The sequence below is a fragment of the Pseudoalteromonas sp. SWXJZ94C genome (assembly GCF_015864385.1).
Lineage (GTDB): Bacteria > Pseudomonadota > Gammaproteobacteria > Enterobacterales > Alteromonadaceae > Pseudoalteromonas.
This window is the reverse complement of record NZ_JADYXF010000004.1, coordinates 127993-151714: the sequence shown is the minus strand read 5'-3', so window position 1 is coordinate 151714 and position 23722 is coordinate 127993. Positions and strand designations below refer to the sequence as shown.

Below are 23722 nucleotides of genomic sequence, written 5' to 3'. Positions count from 1 at the left end.
TATTTTGTTTAACTCAGTATTATATTTATTCATGCTCTGCTTTTGGGATAGATAGTGGTTTGGCGATTACTATCAGAACAAATTCAGAGCATGTTTTCAAGTTTTATTCCTTAAGATCCAACCTATGAACTGTTGCTAGTTTTACGACTTAAAAAAGCTCATTGATCTTGTCAAATCACTCGATAAGCGAGAAAGTTGCTGCGCATCTTGTAACGTTGATTGAGCAGAGACGAGTGTATGATCTGCTAATGAACTTACTTCTTTCGAGTTGCTTAGTGCATGTGTTGTTGCATCAGACTGTTGCTTAACACGTTCTGCAATTACTTCACCTTGATGTTTTATATCACCCATACTAAGTTCAGCGCTTTGTAATACGGTATTTGTTTCTGTTGCGGCTTTTACAGATTGCTCCATTTTGCTAACGCTAGAACGCATTTTTTGTTGCGTATCGTCAGACGCTTGCTGTAAAGAACTAATAATTTGGTGAATTTCTTGAGTTTGAATTTGAGTACGCTGAGCAAGCGTCCTTACTTCATCGGCAACAACGGCAAAACCTCTACCATGCTCACCGGCTCTAGCTGCTTCAATGGCTGCATTAAGTGCGAGTAAATTTGTTTGATCGGCAATTTCGCTAATACCTTTACTTACTTTGCTGATTTCTTGGCTATCTTGGGCAAGTTTATCAAGAGCTTGTTGGCTTTCAGCAAATTCAATTTGTAGATCTTGCATATATTTAGCAAGCTCCATCGTATTGTCTGATCCTTGTTTAACATGTATAGCAGCATCTTGAGCCGTTATGGTCGCTTGATGAGCCGATTCTTCCACTGCGTGTGCACTTTGCGCCATATCACTTAATGAATTATGGATAGCATTTACAAGCGCTTGTTGTTTAGTAACATCATCACTTGTTTGACTGCTTGCGTGTGATAGTGATTTAGTTGCATCACAAAGCTCTACTGTACTTGCCTTTACATCAGATAGCAGATCAGAAAAAGCGTTAAGCAAAGCGTTATATTGCAATGCAATAATGCTCATTTCATCATTACCACTTGAGTGAAGCGTTGCTTTTAAATCACCGTTGGCAGCTTTATTAGCCGCTTCTGAAAACCGATTAATTGTATCAACTACGGCAAAGTAAAAACCGACCATTAAGTAAAAAGCAAAGGTTAAACTAAGTACTGAGGCTATTAAGACAATGTTACGAGTCCATTGTTGAGTTTGTAATTTGTTTTTTACTAAGGTTTCTAAAGTTGGAATACTTTTATTAATTAGAAGGCTTATATTATTATTTACGTTTTCAGTTAGTTGTGTAAATTAATTTTTATTTAATTCTATGTTGTCGGGTTCAAGTAGTTTTTTATCTATAGCATTTTTAAAGGTATATACCGCATTTTGTAATTGCTTTAAAAGAGGGTTAAGTTCTTTATGAACGGATTTTTCTGCTGTTATTGCTACATTTAAAGTGTTACTTAATTGCTCTTCATATAATGGTAGTGATTTACTTAAATTTGAGAGTGCGATAAATGTATCCGGTGTAAATCGGTTATTGGTAATTACCGTGTTTGCACTTTCAGTCGTTAAATTTATTTGCATCATTAATGCTGGAATTGGTGTGACGAGAGCGCGGTTAACATAAGCGCTGGCAAGTTGACTATCGAGTGCTAAGTTTGATTGAATAGAAATAAGCTCGAGTATATCGTCTGCCTGATTATCTTTTATTGTGAATCCTAATGTACGAGCTACTTTAATGTTTTGACCGTTTATTCCCTGCATTTGATTGTTAAATATAGCTTTGTAACCTTTTAAGCCTTGTTGCTGCATTTTTGAAACGTTAATGCTGTCACCCAGTAGTGACACTAAAAAAAATAAACTCAGAGCAAGAGGGAGTAGCAATATGCCAAACATGAGGCTTATTTTTGTTTTGTATTTTAAGTTTGCCATTAGCTTAATTGCAGGGGCAGTAAACTCTCTTAATCCTGACATTAGACTCTCTTTATTTTTATAATTGTAATAATAAATAGACCTGATTTTACTTAATTATTATTCATTTATATTACTTTACAAATAAAAAAAGCCCAGAAGGGCTTTTTTCAATCTTTAGTCTTAATTACGTTTATTAAAACAAGAGTTTAATAAACGTAAAAGTTAGATTTTTATAGTTTAGCGAAAGAACGCTCAGCTGCTGCAATTGTATCGTTAACTTCTTGCTCAGTGTGTGCAGCACATACAAAACCAGCTTCAAATGCCGATGGTGCAAGGTAAACACCTTCTTCAAGCATAAGGTGGAAAAAGCGTTTGAAGCGCTCTAGGTCGCATTCAGTTGCTTGCTTGTACGTTGTTACTTTTTCAGCATCAGTGAAAAAGAATCCATACATACCGCCAGCATAATTAGTCGTTAATGCAATACCTGCTTTTTTAGCGCCCGCTTCAAAGCCTTCACAAATAGCCTTCGAAATTGCCTCTAATTTATCGTGCAAGCCAGGCTCACTTAATAGTTCAAGTGATTTTAAACCAGCAGCCATTGCAATAGGGTTACCAGAAAGTGTACCAGCTTGGTAAACTGGTCCTACAGGGGCAATGTAATCCATTATTTCGGTTTTACCACCAAATGCGCCAACAGGCATGCCGCCGCCAATTACTTTACCTAAACACGTAAGGTCTGGTTTAATATTGTAATAAGCTTGTGCGCCGCCAAGTGCAACACGAAAACCCGTCATTACTTCATCAAAAATAAGTACTGACTTATATTCATCACATACATCACGCAAACCTTCTAAAAAGCCTGCTACCGGAGGAATGCAGTTCATGTTGCCTGCTACCGGCTCTACAATAATACAGGCAATTTCGTCTGCATATTTTGCAAAAATAGCTTTTACTTCATCTAGGTTATTAAACGATACCGTAAGTGTATGTTTAGCAAAGTCCTCAGGAATACCTGGAGAATTAGGTACGCCCATAGTTAGTGCACCAGAGCCGGCTTTAACTAATAAAGAGTCGGCATGACCATGGTAACAACCTTCAAACTTTAATATTTTATCGCGACCAGTAAAGCCACGTGCTAAGCGAATTGCACTCATCGTTGCTTCAGTGCCTGAGCTTACCATGCGCACTTTTTCGATTGATGGTACGAGTTCTTTTACTTTTTCAGCCATTAAAATTTCAGCTTCGGTTGGCGCACCGTAGCTAAGGCCATTTTCTACTGCGTCATGCACTGCTTTTTTAATCGCAGGGTGGTTGTGACCCATAATCATAGGGCCCCAAGAGCCAACATAATCAATATAACGATTACCATCGGCATCAAATGTAAACGCGCCTTCTGCTTTGGTTATAAAAAGTGGTGTGCCACCTACGCCGTTAAATGCACGTACTGGCGAATTTACACCACCTGGAATAGACGCTTGAGCGCGTTCAAATAAGTCTTGGCTAATTGTCATGAAAAATCCTATTGTTTGTCACAAAAAAAGTGGGATTAGCTATCGCGTTTACGGCTAAACCAAGGCACGTCTACTTCATACTTCTCGACTTTATTTTCTACACCGAGAGTTAAAGCAAACAGAGCCATTCGGATTAATACGCCATTTTGTACTTGGCGAAATATAGCTAAATTGTCATTCGCGTTTAAGTCATTATCAAGCTCATTGGCTTCAATACGACTGTCGCGTGGAAGCGGGTGCATAAGAATAGAGTTAGTTTTACAATGTTCGCTGTAAATAGACTGGCTTATTCTAAAACCACCACGGTATTTATTCGCTTCTTCTTGAGAAGGGAAGCGTTCTTCTTGTATGCGGGTTTGGTAAACGATATCGGCCGCTAAATTGCCTTCCATTTTGTTTACTAGTTCAATTTTATGACCCGCATTATCGACCGCATCTAAAATGTAATCAGGCATTTGTAAGCCATCGGGTGCAACCATCGAAAATTTTACATTTTTATAATGGCATAACAGTTTTGAAAGTGAATGTACCGTACGTCCGTATTTTAAATCGCCAACAAGGGCAATATGCATACCGTCGATATTTTGATCAAAACGACTTAACTCACGCTCAATTGTAAGCAAATCAAGCAAAGCTTGAGTTGGATGCTCATTTGGACCGTCACCCCCATTAATAACCGGTACTGTGCACCCTGTAGCAAATTCACTTACTGAACCTGAGTCAGGGTGGCGCATAGCTACCGCATCAGCGTAGGCTGAAATAACACGTGCTGTATCGTATAACGATTCACCTTTAGCCAGTGCCGAACTTTGCATGCCTGTTGTTTCACGAACTAAACCACCAAGTAAATTAAAGGCTGTACCAAAACTTACTCGTGTGCGAGTACTTGGTTCAAAAAATAAGTTTGCTAAAATTGCGCCTTCAAGTACGTTGGTACGCTTTTGTTTTTTTGCATAAGGCTCCATTTTTTTAGCGACTGCAAAAATACGTTCAATACAATCTCGGTCAAGTTGACCTACTGATAGTATATTTTCACCTTGGAAACTTAACATGGGATTATTCCTATTTATTCAAAAGGGCGCGATAACCCATAAAATGGGGCACGCAATCGCGCGTATTATAGCAAATATAAGGTATTCATTGAGCTGATTTACAAGCTTGGTTTTATCACCGCTAATGCAACAATAATAAGTAATGCAATAACGGGAAGCTCATTAAAAATACGGTAAAAGCGATCTGTTTTAGTGTTTCTGTCGTGTTTAAAATCAGCGAGTAATTTAAAACAGTAGCCGTGGTATAGGTATAAAATAATAACGAGTACGAGTTTATAATGTAGCCACATACTGTATCTAAACCAATCACGACCATATTCAACAATTGTTAATACACCAAAAACGGCTGTTAAAACGGCAAATGGAGTGACAAAGTAAAGTAGCCTGCGCTCCATTACTTTAAGCATAGAGTTGCAAGATCTCTCTTCACTCATTGCGTGATATACAAATAATCGTGGTAGGTAAAAAATGCCAGCAAACCAAGCAATCATAAAAAATATATGCAGAGTTTTATAAATTAATAATGCGCTCATAATGTTCTCGCCATTGTTTAAAGTAAGCTATTACGTATAGTCAAAATATTGTTTATTTGATCCCAGCGTAACAGCCCCATAATTTGTTGATCATCTAAAAGGTTATACACATACAATGCACCACTGCGTTTATCTTTTAAAATATCAAATGCATCAGCTAACGTAGCTTGGCTGCTTATTCCTTGCAAGTTTATGTAGTTTAAATTAATTGCTTGATCAGACATTAAACTTAAATCATATTCGGCAAGCCTATAGCCATTCTCTTCGTCAAATACAATAAGCGGAGTTTGACTGTCCATAGCATCAAGCGTGTTTTTTATTTGCTCTTTATCGTCTGAGTAAAGAAGTTTAAAGTCCTCATCCATATCATCCATTATCCCCACTTTTTGCAGTGCTTCTGTCGCAGGGGATACATGATAGGGTAAGTCTTGAAAATCAAGTTGCTGTAAAAATATAGAGCGGTTACCAAATACTTGTAATGCAGTTACATAAGCGGTTGTTATAACAATCATTGCTGGCACTATTATTTCTGGAGAAGAGGTTAATTCCATAACCGTAGTTAATGCAGCAAGTGGCGCATGTAAGGTAGCAGCCATTAATCCTGCCATACCTAAAACAGCGTAAGTTCCTGCTATATCTGTACCTGGGCTAATATATTGTGCGAAAAACGCCATAAGGGTGCCAACTAATACACCTAGCCCGATAACAGGGCCAATTAAGCCACCAGGAATACCTAAACCAATCGCAAACAACGTGGCGAGTAATTTAGCAATTAAAATAGTCGTTAGTAGCTTTACGTTATCAGGTGATTCAACTGCAATGGTAATTGCACTCATACCAGAGCCCATAGCTTGTGGAACTGCATAAGCGATTACACTGGCAATGCAGCCTGCAATTAATAAACGAGGGAACATGCTTAAAGGTTTAAATGTTTTAATAATAAGCATTAAGTTTTGGTTAAAACTGTAAGCAATTGCACCTAATGCCATGCCACATAATATTAAGTATGGATAATGCCAACCACTTAGCGGAGCAATAGTAATGAGTGCTAGCTCAGAGCCTTCACCAAAAACAAATTGTGTGGCAAGTGCACCAGTAACGGCAGCAAGCATAATAGGTACAAATATATGTACTTTATATTCCCTAAGTACCACTTCCATTACAAAAATAACGGCTGCAAGAGGGGTGTTAAATGAAGCAGCTATTCCTGCTGCAACACCGCAACCACTTAAGGTACGCATGGCGTTATAAGGTAAGTGAAGTTTATTCGCTAAGAGGCTTGCGCCCGTCGCACCTAAGTGAACAGAAGGTCCTTCTCTACCAACCGAAAAGCCACTAATGAGTGCCAATGCTCCACCAACAAACTGATTTACAGTGTTATAAAGAGGCATTTGTCCGTAATGGCGTTTAATTCGGTGAATAACAAAAGGGATACCTAAGCGGTAATGCTTAAAGCCTGTAAAGGCGGCAAAAGAAGCTATTAAAAATGCAGCAATGAGCGGCATTAATACACGTTCGAGTGTTGGCAGTGTAGTAAAGTCGTCAGGGGTTTCTAAAAATAAGCTTTGAAAAAATAAAATAGTTAAACGAAATAAAATAATAAAAAATGCAGCAATCAATCCGGCACTTACGCCTAATAGGCATAACTGTACAGATGTTTTAGGTTTTGCCAGTCGACGCCTGAGTTGCTCAAGCCACATGCGTTATTTCCTCGCCGTATTTTTCAGCGAGCAGTTTATCAAAAGCGAATCATTAAGTCCTTGCGATTTTGCAAAATTAGTAACTTATATTAACAATTTATATTTATGAGTAATTTCTATCGTTTAAAGACCATATTTTAAATGAATTTATACCTAATAAAGGGACAATTAAACTAAATTAATACTAATTTAAGTTTATATTGCCTCAATGTTTTTTTTTATGAAACTATAGATATAACTTAGTGCAAAGAGTTGTTTTACTATACTTGATTAAAACACTCGGGTATTAGATAATCACGCCATTACGATATTGAGGGTTTTAAAATGTCTGAAGAATTACCAATAAAGTTCAGCGATGCAGCTGCTGTTCGTGTTAAACAGTTAATCGACGAAGAAGAAAATCCAGAACTAAAACTACGTGTTTACGTAACAGGTGGCGGTTGTTCAGGTTTTCAATATGGTTTTACTTTTGATGAAAAAGCGAACCCAGGCGATTTAGAAATAGTGAAAAATGGCGTAACCTTAGTGGTTGACCCTATGAGCATTCAATATTTAGTTGATGGTGAGGTTGATTACACCGAGGGACTTGAGGGCGCGCGCTTTTTTGTTTCAAATCCAAACGCAACAACAACATGTGGTTGTGGTGCAAGCTTTAGCGTTTAAAAGTAACGACTAAAAATATTAGAGCCGCTTAAGCGGCTTTTTTAATGCTTAAAATTCACTAGGAGTAAATTCGGTTATTTGCATTATTAATACAAAAAATCCAAGCACAAAAACCGAAAAAGCTAAAATATACATAAATCCTTTTTTACCTTGCTTAATAGGTACGCCATTTTTACGTAGAAAAAAATACCAGCCTAAACACAAAACAATAGGTAATAAAAAAAGCAATCTGAACATCATCTAACCTTCTTAGCATTAATTATTGCTTAATGATAAACGTGTAACATTAAAATGAAATAAATATTTATTAATATTTTTCATGTGAATGATGTGATTTTTTAATATTTTCTGATAACTTAGGTTGATTGTTCAGCGTTTATAAATGTTTGAGCATGATAAATCTGTACCGAGAATGTAATTAATTATTTAACCCATGTGTTAATAGTATATAATGTATCCAAGAATGAGACGGGCAAAATTTCATTCCCAAAAAAATCTATACCACATTATTAGCATTATTTTTGGCTATGTGGGTGGAGGTAAGTAGCAATACGTGCTTAATTAGCAAGTAGTTTTGCTATTTAAGTAAAGTAGTATCGCTACTTGCTTACCTACAGCTATTGATAGACTGCTACTTTAATTGGTATGTCAAATCATCTAGTAGGAGATGTAAAATGATGGGCAAGACCGTTTCTTCAGAAGAAAACGCAAAGCTAACAAAGTGGCTTAAAAGTAAGCGACATGAAAAAGGGCATACAATGCGCAGCCTAGCACAAGTGCTTGGTACACCTCATTCATTTATCGGCAAAATTGAGAATCAAGAACGCCGTTTAGATGTAATTGAATTTGTTCGTTATTGTACTGCGCTGGAAGCTGACCCGTATGAAGCTTTAAGTTTACTTAAAGTAGATTAACGATAAATTGCTTAGCTTACTTTGAGTAGCACTTAAAATATCTAAGCAATAAATTAATGCAGGGATGCATTAAATATTTTTATGATAATTTCTTTCAAGCTCGTATAGCTTATGCCTAATTAAATACAAAAACACCAGCGATGGTATGACCATTAATGCGGTAAGAATAAAGAATAACGACCAGTTACCATTTAACCAGTCGTCTATAACTACACCACTGTAACTCGAAAGTAATGTTCTTCCTAAGTTCCCTAATGATGCTAATAAAGCGTAATGCGTTGCGCTAAATGCTCTGTCACATAGCATTGATATAAATGCCACCATAGCCACTAATGACCATGCTTGCGTAAATCCGTCAATAACTATAGCGAAGGCATATAATCTTAAATCAGGACCCACTAAAGCAATCCATGAAAACACCAAGTTTGAAGCCGCCATTGCAATTCCGCTTATAAATAAGCCTTTAACAATGCCGTACTTTTGATTAAATAAGCTGCCAACAAAGGTAAATATAATAGTAAGTACCGCTGTACCAACTTTTGAAAATGTCGCAATGTCGCTATTACTAAAGCCAATTTCTTTATAAAAAACGATCGACATGCGGCCTAAAAAAGCCTCACCTATTTTAAACAAGAAAATAAATGCAAGTAGTGCAAGTGCTGTCTTAACACCATTTTTAGCAAAAAAAGCTCTAAATGGATCAATTACTGTAACAGCAAGCCATGCTACTGTTTTTGTGACTGGGGTGTGTTTTGAAGAGGCTAGCTTTTCGAGATATACACGCTCTAGCTCAGCATGCACAACCTCTCTGTTAGACTTAGGCTCTTTAGCAAATAATACTCCACTCATTAGCAGCAGCATTACAGCAGCTAAAAAGTAATAAATTTGGGGCCAATCGAGCGAGGGGATATCAGCCATGTAAAATGGAATGGCGCCTAAAAGCGCATAACCTGTCCACCAACCAGAGGTTGCCATAGCGGCAGCTGCTGTTGCTTTATGAGATTCGTTTTCGCTTAAGGAGTCTATTCTAAATGCATCAATTGCTATATCTTGTGTTGCAGAAGCAATTGCTATTAATAAGCAAATTGCAGCGACAAGTGCTAAATTTTCTTTTAAATCAAGCCCCGCCAATAGCAGTACACCAATTAATATAAAGCTTTGGCAGAAGAGTATCCAACTACGGCGCTGACCTAATAGTTTGTATAAAAAAGGAAGTTTTGTACGATCAATTAAAGGCGACCACAAAAAGTTAATACTGTATGCACCAAATACAATGCCAAATAAGCCAATCATACTGCGGCTTAAACCTTCATCTTTAAGCCATGCAGACATCACTGAGCCAATGAGTACCCACGGAAATCCGCTGCTCATACCAAATATAAAAATATTGATTAAGCGTTTATCTTTAAAATAAGAAAAGTATTCACGGATTGAGAGTGTTCTGCTCATAGGGCCTTCATTGAGGGCGGGTGCAGTTTAACTGCACCTCATTAATTATAATGGTGTTTGCTCAAGCAATTTAATATTTAAAATAACAACGGGAGTTTTTGGTACAAAATCGTAGCCAATTTTTTCGTTAAAACCGGTTTCTACTGTCATAATTTTATCAAGTGTATCGTAGCCATCCATTACGTTACCAAATACAGCGAATCCCCAATCTTTACCTGGATTTAAATGATCGTTGTTGTCCATGTTAAAAAAGAACTGACGAGTTCCTGAGTGAGGTTGACGGTCTTGATAAGCCATGGCAATGCTGTACATATCATTTTTTAAACCATTGCCGCTTTCATTAAAAATAGGATCATTTTCATGTAAGCCATCATAGTCTTTATCGTACCCACCGCCTTGAATTACAAAGTCGCGGTCGTTTTCTACATCGCGTTCAATACGGTGAAAAACACTGCCTTGATAGCTTTTATCAGACACGTAAGTCAAAAAGTTATTAACCGTAATAGGTGCTTTCGAGCGATCAAGTTCGACCACAATACTCCCCATCGACGTTACAATTTCTACTCGCGGAAAAATATTATCTTTTTGTACAAAGCGGCCTTCTTGGGCTGCTAAGCTACTTACACTAAAAAATAAGCCTAAGCAGATTAAAAAAAGTCGTTTCATAGTTAACCTTCTAAAAATTCGATTAATTCAGGGTCAGATACAATGCGGGTAATTATTTGTTCAGTCAACTTATTGAGTTGGCCTTCTATTTTAGCTCTATCGTGACTAAAAGGGCCTTCTAAATTAGCACTACCTCTGTATATCTTACTAAAGTTGCTGTTAGAGCGAATAACCCTAATACCAAGCTCTATTTTGGCTTCACTCGTGTGGCTCATTAGTTTTTCGGTTACAACAGCTTGAAGCGCGTGGATATCTACTTCAAAGCGCACAGGCGCTAGGTTAGAAATACTGGCACCGTTTCTACTTAATGCACTGTCTAAAACGCTTTTAACTGACTCGGTAATACCTTGGCTTGCAAAGGTTTTAGTTTTATCAGATTCAATAAGCTTAAGAGTTGAAGTATCGCCACGTAAATCAATTACACTACTACTTAAACTCGTGTTTATTGAACTAATTTGACCACTTTTATAAACAGGGTTAAGTATTACTTGATTAGGTTGCTGAGCGCATGCAGATAATATAAATAATGTGCATAGGCTAAAAATAATTTTAATCATTATGTTCCTAATAGTTTTTAGTTGCGCTAAGTACTACAAACTTTTTGTTTGAACCTAGTAGCTTACAGTTACCAAACATACGATTTAGTTTATCGTGATAGTCTAAATGACGGTTTCCTATAATACGCAACTCACCGCCTTCCTTAAGTGTTTCTTTGGCTTGTTTAAACATTTGCCATGCAATGTGGTCTGTTACCGCTTGAGCTTGGTGAAATGGCGGGTTACATAAAACCATGTCTACACTGTCTTGAGTGAAATCGGTTAAACAATCGTTTTCGATAAACTGACAGTTATCAAACTGTTCAGGCATATTTTGTTCTACATTTAATCGTGCAGATTCAACCGCCATGTATGATTCATCAACAAACGTAACAGATGCTTTAGGACAGCGAGCAAGCGCCATTACGCCAACAACACCGTTACCACAGCCTAAATCGATTATACTAGTTTCTTTTTTAGTCTCTGGGAGGTAATTAAAAAAGAATCTCGCACCAATATCCAACGAATCACGCGAAAACACATTTGCATGGTTAGTTATATTAAATTCAGTGCCTTCTAGTTCCCAGCTCACAGGAAAGTCGGCTGCTTTATATCCGCCTTTAGCCGTGCTTAATATAAGGCGTGATTTTTTAACTGCTAAGCTTGTTTTAGTATCACCAATAAATTGCTCGAATGATTTTATTGTTGAATTATGAATTTCTTTTGTTTTACCTGCTGCAATGACTGGTGTGCCTGGTGCAAGTATTTCGCTTAATTCACTTAGCTGAAACTGTAAAAAACCTACGTTACGCGGTATTTTTATCAGAACTAAATCAACATCATTAGGCAATGCTGACAAGCTATCTATTTGGCTAAATTGCGCAGTAGATAGTTTGTTTATTTGTAAGTTATACGCCACAGCTTGGTGGCTAATATAAGAATCATTAACTGAACAAACCGTTAATTGATTAAAACTACAAGCAAGTGCACCAAAGCTATCGTTTAAAATAAGCAGTGAGCGACAATCTGGGTGATGTTCGTTAACATAATTGATAAGGTACTCATCTGCTGAATCCCACGCTTGTAAACTGCGGTTTTTTTGATCCAAAGGAAAGCGTTCAAGAGTAAAGGTTTTATCGCCTAGCTGGGCTTGCGTCGTCATAATGGTTTTTTGATCAGTAAACTAATAATGTAGGTAAATTCTAACATGCAACGGCAAAACGCCAACCCCCAACAGTTACCAAATGGCTTTTCTTATCAAAGTAGGGCACTTAGCGCACAAAAAAGCCTCGATTTATTTTATTATTTGCAAAAAAATCTAATTTGGCAGCAGCCAAACGTAACGGTTTATTCTAAAACAGGTCCAATACCGCGGCTACAATGTTTTATTAGTGAGCATAATATTGAAGATGGCTACTCTCACAGTAAATTAATAGTAGAGCCTTGGCCTGATATTTTATTGGCAATGCGAAAGCGATTAGAGAAGCATTTAAATCAACCATTAAACTCTTTACTCGTTAATTACTACAGAGATGGCAACGATACAATGGGCTGGCACAGTGACGACGAAATAGAGCTTGGTCATCAACCTACAATAATTTGCATATCGCTTGGGGCTGAGCGCGTTTTAAAACTTAAGCAAAAATCTACAAATAAAGTAACGGATTTAAAGTTGCAAAGTGGTAGCTGTTTAATAATGAGTGGCGACAGTCAGCGCGATTACCAACATGCAATACCAAAGCAAACTACATTAGCTCATCCGAGAATAAGTTTAACGTTTAGGTATATTAAGCAAGTTACGCAACGATAATTTTAGTTAGCCAACAGGCTTAGCTACTTGTTATGATAACTATATAAATTAGCTACAAAAATGGTTTTATGTCAATGCAGCAACAAATTCAAGAAAAAATCAGTAATGCTATAGCTTGTAAGCATTTAAATGTAATCAACGAAAGCCACATGCACAGCAAAGGCACTGAGTCACATTTTAAAGTAATTGTAGTAAGTGAAGAATTTGCAGGTAAACGCCTTTTACAACGTCATCGTGAAATCAATGAAATTTTAAAAGATGAGTTAGCAAATCATATTCATGCATTAGCAATCCATACTTATACACCTGATGAATTTACTGAGCAGGGCGGTGAAGCACCTGATTCACCAAATTGTTTAGGTGGATCTAAGTAAGTCTAAGCAGATAGTTAATTTATAAGAATTTGATCAGCTTTAGCATTCACTATTAACTGATCAGATCAGTGTTTTTAGTATTAGCCTTTAAACTAGCGCTAATTTTTATTGTAAAGATATAGGATCATCAATGGTCATTAAGCCTAAAATTCGTGGATTTATCTGTACCAACGCACACCCAGTGGGCTGTAGCGAGCATGTTCAAGAACAAATTAACTATGTAAAACAGCAAGGCGCATTAAAAAATGCACCAAAGAATGTATTAGTTATTGGCGCATCTACAGGCTACGGTCTTGCTTCGCGTATTACAGCCGCATTTGGTGGTGGAGCTAAAACGTTAGGTATTTTCTTTGAAAAAGAAGGCACTGAGCGTAAAACAGGTTCTGCTGGTTGGTATAATACCGCAGCATTTCAAGAAGCTGCTGATGAAGCGGGTCTTTGGTCTAAAAATATTAATGGCGATGCGTTTTCAAACGAAATAAAACAAAAAGCTATTGATACTATTAAAGCCGATTTAGGCAAAGTAGATTTAATTATATATAGCTTGGCATCACCGCGTCGTACCGATCCTAATACAGGTGAAGTTTTCTCTTCTACGTTAAAGCCAATTGGCAACGCCGTTACAACTAAAAACCTTAACACGTCAAAACGTGAAATTGATGAAATTACAGTTGAAGCAGCAAATCAAGACGATATCGATAACACTATTAAAGTTATGGGTGGCGAAGATTGGGAAATGTGGATTGACGCATTAAAAGAAGCGGATGTATTAGCTGATAACTTTAAAACCACTGCCTACACGTATATCGGCAAAGAGTTAACATGGCCAATATACGGACATGCAACTATCGGTAAAGCAAAAGAAGATTTAGACCGCGCAACTGCTGCAATTAAAGAATCTACAAAAGACTTAAATGGCGAAGCGTATGTGTCGTCACTTAACGCAGTAGTAACGCAAGCAAGCTCAGCTATCCCGATTATGCCTTTATATATCTCTGCATTATTTAAAGTAATGAAGGCTGATGGAACTTATGAAGGCACTATTGAGCAAATTCAGGCTCTATTTAGTGAAAACTTGTATGGTGATACGCCACGTTTTGATGACGGCGGTCATTTATTCCAAAACTATAAAGAGTTAGAAGACGACGTTCAAGCGCGTGTTCAAGCAGTTTGGGATAAAGTAGATACAAGCAGTATTGATGAGTTAACAGATTATGTTGGTTACCATAACGAATTTTTACGTTTGTTTGGTTTTGGCATCGATAGTGTAGATTATGACCAAGATGTAGATTCGGTTAAAGCAATTGCAAATATGATTGATTAATCTTTTCTAAAATATGTAATTAAAAAGTCGCCTAGTGCGACTTTTTTTGTTTTTTAGGTTTATTAATAAATTGTAATGAAAAACAGTAATCGTTGCCTAAGCTACCACTTTGGTCTAACTTAAATTTTATTAAATGCACTTAACAAATCCAAATAAGCATATCTCTCGTATAATTTTCATAAATACACTCGCATAGTCACCCACAATGGTGTTAAAATTGAGGCAATATGTGAAGAGTTTTTACTGCGTTGCTTGTTTGGTATTCATAGCGAGTTGTTCTTTTATACATTGAAATAACTTGGAATAGCTAAATGGCGACGTGGTTGGTACGATTTTTCAGTTTCTTTCCGTTAATGTAGTGCAAGTGCGTATGATCAACATAAAAAAAGGTCTGGATTTACCCATAGAGGGCGCACCTCAGCAAGTTATTCACGACGGTTCTCCCGTCAAACGTGTAGCTGTGCTAGGTGAAGAGTTTATTGGTATGCGTCCAACCATGCATATCCGTATGGATGACCAAGTTAAAAAAGGCCAGGTACTTTTTGAAGATAAAAAGAACCCAGGCGTCCTATTTACCGCACCAGCTTCTGGTGTTGTAAAAGAAATAAATCGTGGTGCTAAACGTGTGCTGCAATCTGTTGTTATTGAAGTAAACGGCAGTGAGCAAATCACCTTTGACTCTTTCTCTGAAACTGAGCTTACAAGCTTAGATCGTGAAAAAGCCAAAGAAGTACTTATACAATCTGGTCAATGGACAGCACTTCGTGCTCGCCCGTTTAGCAAAGTAGCGGCTGTGGATGCAAATCCTAGTTCTATTTTTGTGACCGCAACCGACACAAATCCTCTTGCTGCAGATCCTGCGGTAATTATTGCCGAAAATGCGCAAGCATTCGAAGCAGGTTTAGCTGTTGTTTCGCGTTTGACCGATGGTAAGGTATTTGTTTGTAAGCGAGCTGGCAGTAAAATTCCTAGTTCATCTATAGCTCAAGTAGAAGTACATGAGTTTAGTGGTGTACATCCGGCTGGTCTTGTAGGCACTCATATCCATAATCTTGACCCTGTATCTGTTAGCAAACAAGTTTGGCATATTGGTTACCAAGACGTTATTGCGTATGGTCACTTATTCCTCACTGGTGAGATTTACACGACTCGTGTTATTTCGCTTGCAGGTCCACGTGTTAAAAACCCTCGTTTAGTGAAAACACAATTAGGTGCTTCATTGGATGATTTAGTGGCTGGTGAATTAGAAGACGGTGATAACCGTGTTATTTCTGGTTCGGTATTATCAGGCTCTACTTCAAACGGTGTTCATGCATTCTTAGGTCGTTACCACGTTCAAGTTTCAGTATTACTTGAAGGTCGCGAAAAAGAATTGTTTGGCTGGATTGCACCAGGTAGTGATAAATTTTCTGTAACGCGTTCATTCCTTTCTCACCTTGCGCCAAGTCGTTTATTTAAAATGACAACGTCAACAGGTGGTTCAAAACGTGCCATGGTACCAATTGGTAGCTACGAGCGCGTAATGCCGTTAGATATTTTGCCGACACTATTATTACGTGACTTAATTTCACGCGATTTAGACAGTGCAATTTCATTAGGCGCGCTTGAACTTGATGAAGAAGATTTAGCGTTATGTACCTTCGTTTGTCCTGGCAAATACGAGTATGGTTCTATCCTGCGCGATTGCTTATCAACGATCGAGAAGGAAGGCTAGAGAGATGGGTTTAAAAAAATATCTTGAAGATATCGAGCCGAATTTTGAAGCCGGTGGTAAATATGAAAAGTTTTATGCACTGTATGAAGCAGCTGCAACTATTTTTTATACACCTGGCTACGTAAATAAAGGCGCGACACACGTACGCGATAACATCGACCTAAAACGCATGATGATTTTAGTGTGGATGGCGACGTTTCCAGCTATGTTTTTTGGTATGTTCAATATTGGTCATCAGGCCGCTGGTGCATTAGCACAAGGTTTTGAACTAGCTAATTCTTGGCAGGTTGGTTTGTTCCAGTTATTAGGTGGTGTTTTAACACCTGATGCAGGCTGGGGCGCTAAAATGTTTTATGGAGCGTGTTTCTTCCTACCAATTTACGCAGTAACGTTTGCTGTAGGTGGTTTTTGGGAAGTTATTTTTGCTTCAGTGCGTAAACATGAAATAAATGAAGGTTTCTTCGTTACTTCTGTATTATTCGCACTTATTTTGCCTGCAACAATTCCTTTATGGCAAGTTGCGCTTGGTATTACGTTTGGTGTCGTTATTGCTAAAGAAATCTTTGGTGGTACGGGACGTAACTTCTTAAACCCAGCTTTAGCGGGTCGTGCGTTTTTATTCTTCGCATACCCAGCTCAAATCTCGGGTGATACAGTATGGACAGCAGTAGATTCGTTCTCTGGTGCAACTATGCTAGGTCAAGCATTTGCTGGCACACTTGATTTTGCAAACATGGAATTATGGTGGAATGCGTTTTACGGTTTCATTCAAGGTTCTGTAGGTGAAACATCTACACTTGCATTATTAGTAGGTGGTTTATTCTTAATCTACGTTCGTATTGCTTCTTGGCGCATTGTACTAGGTGTATTCCTAGGTATGGTAGCAACTGCATTTTTATTAAATGCTGTAGGCTCAGAAACTAACCCTGTATTTGCAATGCCTTGGTATTGGCATTTAGTACTTGGTGGTTTTGCGTTTGGTATGTTCTTTATGGCTACTGACCCTGTATCGGCTGCATTTACTAACAAAGGTAAATTAGCATATGGTCTATTAATTGGCTTTATGGTGGTTATGATCCGTGTTGTGAACCCTGCTTTCCCAGAAGGCATGATGCTAGCAATCTTATTTGCTAACTTATTCGCACCATTATTCGATCACTTTGTTGTGCAAGCTAATATTAAGCGGAGGTTGGCACGTAATGTCTAGTAATAACGAATCAATCGGTAAAACGTTATCAGTTGTTGTAGCGCTATGTTTAGTGTGTGCAATCATTGTATCGTTTGCTTCTGTACAGCTTCGTCCTTTACAGCAAGCAAATAAAGAGAAAGATATTCAAAGTAATATCCTATCTGCAGCGGGTATCGAAAAAGTAGAAAATGTATCTGATACATTTAACGCTAAAATCGAAGCACGTGTTGTAAATATGACTACAGGTGAGTTTGTAGATACAGACCCAACAATCTTTGACTTTGAAAAAAGCAAATATGATGCAGCGCTAAGTGTTTCTCTTAAAGAGAAAGGCGTTAAAGATATTGCTGGTATTCAACGTGTGACTAAAGAGTCGCCGGTGTATATCTCTAAAAAAGAAGATGGCTCTATTGATGCAATCATTCTTCCTATCCAAGGCTATGGCTTATGGGGCTTAATGTACGGTTTTATCTCGCTTGAAAGCGATGGTGAAACAGTTAAGAGCATTATTTTTTACAAGCATAATGAAACTCCTGGTTTAGGTGGCGAAATCCAAAATCCACAGTGGACTGCAACATGGGAAGGTAAAGAACTTCCAATTCAAATTGTTAAAGGTACTGCGGGTAATGATGAGCATAAGATCGATGGTCTTTCAGGTGCTACATTAACGTCTAACGGTGTTGATCATGCAGTTGATTTTTGGACTGGCGAAAATGGCTTTGGCCCTTTCCTTGCGAAAGTACGTAAAGGAGCGTTGAAATAATGGCTGATACTAAAGAAATGAAGGCGGTCCTATTTGGTCCGGTTTTAGCTAACAACCCAATCGCATTACAAGTACTTGGTATTTGTTCTGCGCTAGCGGTAACGTCTAGCTTAAAAAATGCATTAATAATGTCAATTGCTTTGACATTGGTTACCGCGTTTTCTAGCTTCTTTATCTCGCTAATACGTAACCAGATCCCATCGTCAGTACGTATCATCGTACAAATGACGATTATTGCATCATTAGTAATTGTTGTTGACCAAGTACTACAAGCGTTTTCTTATGCTACGGCAAAAGAGCTTTCGGTATTCGTTGGTCTAATTATTACGAACTGTATTGTAATGGGTCGTGCTGAAGCATATGCGATGAAGTCGCCACCAATCATGTCATTCCTTGATGGTATTGGTAATGGTTTAGGCTACTCTGTTGTTTTACTTACTGTTGGTTTCATTCGTGAACTGTTCGGTAAAGGAACACTATTCGGTGTTGATATTATCCCATTAGTACAAGATGGTGGTTGGTATCAACCTATGGGTCTATTAATATTACCACCGAGTGCATTCTTCATCATTGGTTTATTCATATGGGTACTTCGTACTTATAAGAAAGACCAAGTAGAAGCTAAAGCGTAAGGGGCACACAGTGGAACATTATATTAGTTTATTTGTAAAAGCCGTTTTTATTGAAAACTTAGCGTTATCATTCTTCTTAGGCATGTGTACTTTTTTAGCAGTATCTAAAAAAGTTACTACATCAATAGGCCTAGGTGTAGCGGTTATTGTTGTTTTAGGTATTTCTGTACCTGTAAATAACTTGGTTTACCATGCTGTGTTAGCACCAGGTTCGCTTACGTGGCTTGGTTACCCTGATGCAGATCTTAGCTTTTTACGTTTCTTAACTTTCATTGGTGTTATTGCAGCACTAGTGCAAATTCTTGAAATGGTATTAGATAAGTTTTTCCCAGTACTTTACAACGCGTTAGGTATCTTCCTTCCATTGATCACAGTTAACTGTGCAATCTTTGGTGCGGTATCTTTCATGGTTGAGCGTAACTATGACTTCGGCGAGTCTGTTGTTTATGGTATTGGCGCTGGTGTTGGTTGGGCGCTTGCAATTACATTACTTGCAGGTATCCGTGAGAAACTGAAATACTCAGACGTGCCAGATGGCTTACGTGGTTTAGGTATTACCTTCATCACTGTTGGTTTAATGGGACTTGGCTTTATGTCATTCTCTGGTATTTCACTGTAAAGGGTAGCGAGGATAAATCATGGATTATCAGATTTTCTTAGGCGTTGGTGTTTTTATCGCTATCGTTGTACTACTAGTTTTAGTGATCATTGGTGCTAAATCTCAGTTAGTTGCAAGCGGTGACATCATCATCGGTATTAATGGCGATAAAGACAAAGCCATTACTACATCAGCAGGTAATAAACTTTTAAGTGCATTATCTGAGTCAGGTATATTTGTATCATCAGCTTGTGGTGGCGGTGGCTCTTGTGGTCAGTGTCGTGTACACATTAAAGAAGGTGGTGGCGATATTCTGCCAACTGAACTTGATCACATTTCTAAAGGTGAAGCCCGCGAAGGCTGTCGTTTAGCGTGTCAGGTAAATGTTAAAAATGACATGGAAATTGAACTTGAAGAGTCAATTTTCGGTGTTAAAAAGTGGGATTGTGAAGTTATCTCTAACGATAACAAAGCAACGTTCATCAAAGAGCTTAAACTGCAAATCCCTGGTGATGAGTCAGTGCCTTTCCGTGCGGGTGGTTACATCCAAATCGAAGCGCCACCTCACCATGTTAAATATGCAGATTTTGATGTTCCTGAAGAATATCGTGGCGACTGGAACCATTTTGGTTTCTTCGATCTGGAGTCAAAAGTAGACGAAGAAACAATTCGTGCTTACTCAATGGCTAACTACCCAGAAGAAGAAGGCATCATTATGCTTAACGTGCGTATTGCTGCTCCGCCTCCAAGAAACCTAAGCTTACCTTGTGGTAAAATGTCTTCGTACATTTGGTCACTTACAAAAGGCGATAAGGTAACTATTTCTGGTCCATTTGGTGAGTTCTTCGCTAAAGACACAGATGCAGAAATGGTATTTGTTGGTGGTGGTGCTGGTATGGCGCCAATGCGTTCACATATCTTTGATCAACTTAAGCGTTTGAACTCTAAACGTAAGATGAGCTTTTGGTATGGCGCACGTTCTGAACGTGAAATGTTTTACGTAGAAGATTTTGATGGCTTAGCAGCTGAAAATCCTAACTTTGTATGGCATACAGCACTTTCAGATCCACAACCAGAAGATAACTGGGAAGGCTATACAGGCTTTATCCATAACGTGTTATTTGAGAACTATCTTAAAGACCACGAAGCGCCAGAAGATTGTGAGTACTACATGTGTGGTCCTCCAATGATGAACGCGGCAGTTATCACAATGCTTAAAGACTTAGGTGTTGAAGACGAAAATATCTTATTAGATGATTTCGGTGGCTAACACTGATACCAAAACAACTTAGTTTTGGTTAAAATACCAGCCTCGTAGCACTTTGTGTTACGAGGCTTTTTTTATTCTTTAATTTATTCAATCTATTAAGTAGAGCGGTTATGAATCGAGTAAGTACTCCCCAAGGCATAATTGCCTTATTATTAATTACACTGACTTTATTATTATCAGGGTGTGGTGAAAAGCCAGAGCCAGAAGAGATTTTTCTGGAGGGTAAAACCATGGGTACCACCTATCATATTAAATATTATGATGAGAAAGCGCAGTTAAGCTCACAAAAGCTACAGTCGCAAATAGATGCTGTTTTGGTTAACGTAAACCAGTCGATGTCTACTTACATTGAAAACTCTGAAATAAATACATTTAATCGTTTGCCAGCAAATAATATTATGCCAATAAGTGAGGATTTTAGAGCCGTTGTATCTGAGTCGATTCGTTTAGGTAAGTCTACAAAAACGCTTGATGTAACCATGGGACCACTTATTGATTTGTGGGGGTTTGGTCCAGATAAAAAACCAACTAACCGCCCTAGTGATGAAGAGCTTGCAAGCATGGTTGAAAAAATAGGTATTGATAAGCTTATTTTAACCGAACAGGGTTTAGCTAAAACAATAGATGGCTTAGAATTATCGTTTTCGGCTACAGCTAAAGGTTATGGAATAGATAAAGTGGCACAGTTGTTAGAAAGCCATAACATAACTAATTACATGGTTGAGATTGGTGGTGAACTGCGTATAGCGGGTGAGAAGCCAAATAGCCAAGACTGGAAAATTGCAATAGAGCAGCCAGATGCACAACCAGGAGAGCGTAAAGTACACCGTGTTTTATCGCCAGGTACAAATGGTATTGCTACATCGGGTGATTACCGTATTTTTTATAAAATGGATGGTGAGATTTATACGCATTTAATTGACCCAGTTACGGGTATGCCTATTAAGCACGACTTAGTATCAGTAACAGTGCTTCATCCAAGCGCAATGACTGCTGATGGGCTAGCTACTGCACTTACTGTGATGGGGATGGAAAAAGCCCAAGCATATGCGCAACAGCACGATTTGCCAGTGTATTTAATAGGTAAATCCAAAGATGGTTTAGTTACTTACTCAAGCCCTGCATTTAAGCCCTATTTATAGGATTGGGTAAAGCTTGTTTATTTTCGTATTACTAGGGTATATAATAGCAGTCGCTCAAAAATGTTTTGAGCTTAATTTATTGCTGATCAATAGGGGCTAAGCAATGTCACTTTTTCTTCTTACTTTTGGCTTACTAATTTTGATAGTTTCGGCTATGGCCGTTGGTATGATCGTGCAAAAAAAATCTATGGCGAGTAGCTGTGGTGGTTTGGGTTCGGTTGGTATTGATAAAGCCTGTGATTGCGATGATCCATGTGATAAACGCAAAAACCGTTTAGCTAAAGAGCAAGCCTGGAAAGAAAACCAAATTATTTAAGCCTGCCTTAAATAATACTAATTACATTGAAAGGAAGAACACTCTATTGAGTTCAATAATAACTTACTAGTGCAATGTAATTAGTGTGAAAAGCGCTTTATAGCGCTTTTTTTGTGTCTATAAAATTACTAACTTGAACTTATTGCTGATAAATTTAATTTTGGCAGTTATTTTTGATACGTAGTCGTCTTTCTGTATTAGAATGAATCCGCATTACAATCAATGTGTTGGTGAGTTTCTCAACCAAACTTTATGTTATTTAGCACCTCCCAAAAGTAATCCAATCTTAATGTATTAGACAAAAGTCTATAGTTTAGTTTTTTTCACCTATTAGGTTTATTTTTCTCGTTTGTCAAATTTGAGCTAACACTCTAAAGTTTAACCATAGACAAAGAGCAAAGCTCTAGTCATAAGCTTGAGGCAATTAGCTTCGCTTAAAAGAATCTTTATATTGTGTGTGAAGATGTTGTCAGTGTGAAAGGCAACTCAAGTTCGGTGGTGACTGAGTTTGAGTTGTTTTTATTTCCTTTCAATGCCACGTAATGTAAACCAAGAATCTTTATATTGTGTGTGAAGATGTTGTCAGTGTGAAAGGCAACTCAAGTTCGGTGGTGACTTAGCTTGGGTTGTTTTTATTTTTGACTCCACACGGTGTAAAAAATAAATCTTTATATTGTGTGTGAAGATGTTGTCAGTGTGAAAAGCGGCTCAATTTCGGTGGTGACTGAATTTGGGCTGTTTTTGTATGTGCCTTAGTATTTCCTCAGTTTATTATTTTTTATCTAATTTCATTTCACTCAATTATTTTGTGTTTAATTTAAAATCATTTTTGTTTTAATCCTATGTTTTTTAAGGTGTTATTTTTTATTAACAAAATGACCGCAAAAGCTTAACGCAATTTTATTGATTTTATGTTGAACAGAAAACTCTCTTTGTTATACTCACGTTCGAACTTTCAGTAAGTTTTGAAAGTTTGATTGATACGGATCAATTTTCACAAGGTGAATTTGTGCTAACCGGATTTGATCGTATTCAGCACCTGATTTTTGGGCTTACAGCAGCAATGTTTTTTAAATTTTTCCATTGCTATGTATTAATTTTAATTTTGTTATTAGTCATTTTAGTAGGTTAATGTCTTTGAACACACTTTCTTTACATCATGCAAATGCTGCTCTCGCCCCAAGCGAGCAGGTTACGTGTGAGCGCTTGAATAAAGCGAGTAAAGGCGTGTGTGTCGCTATAACATTGTTAGTGTTTAATACTGTCATGCTGCTAAGTGGTGCACTAGAGGATGCCTTCAAGCTTGAAGCTTTACTAAGTGATGGGTTTATTGTAGAGCCACTGTTACTTACTATTGCTGAATTTTTAGCTCATCCAATCATATCAAGTCAGTTACTTATTGGCCTTTGTTGGTTATTGTTCCATATTTTTCCAGCGCGTCGTGCTGGAATTATCCTCCGTAAAGCAGCCTTTGCTTTTAGCGAGGCTAAAGTTCTTCAGCCAGTGCAAGTTGCACATGGTTGTCGTGCTCCACCTAGCTTTACAGGTTGTCTGTAGGGTTACACCTTGTTGCTGGTTTTAATTATTTGTTCTTGCTGTAAATAATTAAAGTTAGCTAAAACAAAGTAACTCGTGTTTTTTTT

At 37.8% G+C, this 23722-nt stretch carries 23 protein-coding genes and 1 pseudogene; 14 read left to right on the top strand and 10 right to left on the bottom strand.

All coding sequences use genetic code 11. The features are described 5' to 3' along the window. Positions 1-141: 141 nt before the first annotated feature. From I6F65_RS02955 to I6F65_RS02935, 5 genes and pseudogenes are all read right to left on the bottom strand, one after another. Positions 142-1983 (bottom strand): annotated as a pseudogene (locus I6F65_RS02955) (methyl-accepting chemotaxis protein). Positions 1984-2153: 170 nt separating this feature from the next. After that, a complete protein-coding gene (gene hemL, locus I6F65_RS02950) occupies positions 2154-3434 on the bottom strand; it encodes a glutamate-1-semialdehyde 2,1-aminomutase (RefSeq protein ID WP_166113265.1) in 1281 nt (426 codons plus the stop codon). A gap of 35 nt (positions 3435-3469) precedes the next feature. Beyond that, positions 3470-4486 carry an aspartate carbamoyltransferase gene (locus tag I6F65_RS02945; RefSeq protein ID WP_024611927.1) on the bottom strand — a complete coding sequence of 339 codons (1017 nt, stop codon included), beginning with the start codon at positions 4484-4486 and terminating at the stop codon, positions 3470-3472. A 98-nt stretch (positions 4487-4584) separates the two neighbouring features. After that, complete coding sequence (locus I6F65_RS02940; RefSeq protein WP_024611928.1) at positions 4585-5019, bottom strand: CopD family protein; 435 nt, start codon at positions 5017-5019, stop codon at positions 4585-4587. A 17-nt stretch (positions 5020-5036) separates the two neighbouring features. Next, positions 5037-6719 carry a chloride channel protein gene (locus I6F65_RS02935; protein ID WP_024611929.1) on the bottom strand — a complete coding sequence of 561 codons (1683 nt, stop codon included), beginning with the start codon at positions 6717-6719 and terminating at the stop codon, positions 5037-5039. 324 nt (positions 6720-7043) lie between these two features. On the opposite strand from I6F65_RS02935, the gene erpA reads away from it, so the two are divergent. Beyond that, complete coding sequence (gene erpA, locus I6F65_RS02930; RefSeq protein ID WP_007376119.1) at positions 7044-7382, top strand: iron-sulfur cluster insertion protein ErpA; 339 nt, start codon at positions 7044-7046, stop codon at positions 7380-7382. A gap of 48 nt (positions 7383-7430) precedes the next feature. Here erpA and I6F65_RS02925 read toward each other — a convergent pair whose 3' ends face one another. Then, positions 7431-7619 carry a hypothetical protein gene (locus tag I6F65_RS02925; RefSeq protein ID WP_197111493.1) on the bottom strand — a complete coding sequence of 63 codons (189 nt, stop codon included), beginning with the start codon at positions 7617-7619 and terminating at the stop codon, positions 7431-7433. Positions 7620-8056: 437 nt separating this feature from the next. On the opposite strand from I6F65_RS02925, the gene I6F65_RS02920 reads away from it, so the two are divergent. After that, complete coding sequence (locus I6F65_RS02920; protein WP_024612650.1) at positions 8057-8296, top strand: helix-turn-helix transcriptional regulator; 240 nt, start codon at positions 8057-8059, stop codon at positions 8294-8296. Between the two features lie 69 nt (positions 8297-8365). Here I6F65_RS02920 and I6F65_RS02915 read toward each other — a convergent pair whose 3' ends face one another. The 4 genes from I6F65_RS02915 to I6F65_RS02900 are packed head-to-tail and all read right to left on the bottom strand — an operon-like array spanning position 8366 to position 12109. Beyond that, positions 8366-9745, bottom strand: coding sequence for an MFS transporter (locus I6F65_RS02915; RefSeq protein WP_166113257.1), 1380 nt, complete (start codon positions 9743-9745; stop codon positions 8366-8368). 45 nt (positions 9746-9790) lie between these two features. Continuing rightward, positions 9791-10411 carry a peptidylprolyl isomerase gene (locus I6F65_RS02910; RefSeq protein ID WP_024612648.1) on the bottom strand — a complete coding sequence of 207 codons (621 nt, stop codon included), beginning with the start codon at positions 10409-10411 and terminating at the stop codon, positions 9791-9793. 2 nt (positions 10412-10413) lie between these two features. After that, positions 10414-10968, bottom strand: a complete 555-nt coding sequence (locus I6F65_RS02905) for a YajG family lipoprotein (protein WP_166113254.1) — start codon at positions 10966-10968, stop codon at positions 10414-10416. A gap of 7 nt (positions 10969-10975) precedes the next feature. Then, on the bottom strand, positions 10976-12109 hold the full coding sequence (locus I6F65_RS02900; protein ID WP_166113251.1) for a methyltransferase: 1134 nt from the start codon (positions 12107-12109) through the stop codon (positions 10976-10978). Positions 12110-12154: 45 nt separating this feature from the next. Between I6F65_RS02900 and I6F65_RS02895 the strand changes: the two genes are divergently transcribed. The 12 genes from I6F65_RS02895 (at position 12155) to I6F65_RS02840 (ending at position 23636) form a co-directional block, all read left to right on the top strand. Continuing rightward, entirely contained in the window at positions 12155-12757 is a 603-nt protein-coding gene (locus I6F65_RS02895) for an alpha-ketoglutarate-dependent dioxygenase AlkB (RefSeq protein ID WP_166113248.1), read from the top strand. 68 nt (positions 12758-12825) lie between these two features. Then, entirely contained in the window at positions 12826-13131 is a 306-nt protein-coding gene (locus I6F65_RS02890) for a BolA family transcriptional regulator (protein ID WP_024612644.1), read from the top strand. 130 nt (positions 13132-13261) lie between these two features. Beyond that, positions 13262-14455 carry an enoyl-ACP reductase FabV gene (gene fabV / locus I6F65_RS02885; RefSeq protein ID WP_166113245.1) on the top strand — a complete coding sequence of 398 codons (1194 nt, stop codon included), beginning with the start codon at positions 13262-13264 and terminating at the stop codon, positions 14453-14455. Positions 14456-14825: 370 nt separating this feature from the next. Next, positions 14826-16169, top strand: a complete 1344-nt coding sequence (locus I6F65_RS02880; RefSeq protein ID WP_024612642.1) for a Na(+)-translocating NADH-quinone reductase subunit A — start codon at positions 14826-14828, stop codon at positions 16167-16169. Between the two features lie 4 nt (positions 16170-16173). After that, positions 16174-17376, top strand: a complete 1203-nt coding sequence (locus tag I6F65_RS02875) for an NADH:ubiquinone reductase (Na(+)-transporting) subunit B (protein WP_024612641.1) — start codon at positions 16174-16176, stop codon at positions 17374-17376. Beyond that, positions 17369-18121: a Na(+)-translocating NADH-quinone reductase subunit C gene (locus I6F65_RS02870; RefSeq protein WP_024612640.1), complete on the top strand. Its 753-nt coding sequence runs from the start codon at positions 17369-17371 to the stop codon at positions 18119-18121. The genes I6F65_RS02875 and I6F65_RS02870 overlap by 8 nt, the downstream gene beginning before the upstream one ends. Next, positions 18121-18753, top strand: coding sequence for an NADH:ubiquinone reductase (Na(+)-transporting) subunit D (locus tag I6F65_RS02865; RefSeq protein WP_008169732.1), 633 nt, complete (start codon positions 18121-18123; stop codon positions 18751-18753). The genes I6F65_RS02870 and I6F65_RS02865 overlap by 1 nt, the downstream gene beginning before the upstream one ends. A gap of 10 nt (positions 18754-18763) precedes the next feature. Next, the gene (gene nqrE, locus I6F65_RS02860; RefSeq protein ID WP_024612639.1) at positions 18764-19372 is read left to right on the top strand and encodes an NADH:ubiquinone reductase (Na(+)-transporting) subunit E; all 609 of its coding nucleotides are present in this window, start codon (positions 18764-18766) and stop codon (positions 19370-19372) included. A gap of 19 nt (positions 19373-19391) precedes the next feature. Continuing rightward, complete coding sequence (gene nqrF, locus I6F65_RS02855) at positions 19392-20621, top strand: NADH:ubiquinone reductase (Na(+)-transporting) subunit F (protein WP_024612638.1); 1230 nt, start codon at positions 19392-19394, stop codon at positions 20619-20621. A 110-nt stretch (positions 20622-20731) separates the two neighbouring features. Continuing rightward, complete coding sequence (locus tag I6F65_RS02850; RefSeq protein WP_024612637.1) at positions 20732-21763, top strand: FAD:protein FMN transferase; 1032 nt, start codon at positions 20732-20734, stop codon at positions 21761-21763. Between the two features lie 103 nt (positions 21764-21866). Continuing rightward, positions 21867-22079 (top strand): (Na+)-NQR maturation NqrM, encoded by a 213-nt coding sequence (gene nqrM, locus I6F65_RS02845; RefSeq protein ID WP_007376137.1) that lies wholly within the window; start codon positions 21867-21869, stop codon positions 22077-22079. 1137 nt (positions 22080-23216) lie between these two features. Beyond that, a complete protein-coding gene (locus tag I6F65_RS02840; RefSeq protein WP_024610683.1) occupies positions 23217-23636 on the top strand; it encodes a hypothetical protein in 420 nt (139 codons plus the stop codon). Positions 23637-23722 lie beyond the last annotated feature (86 nt).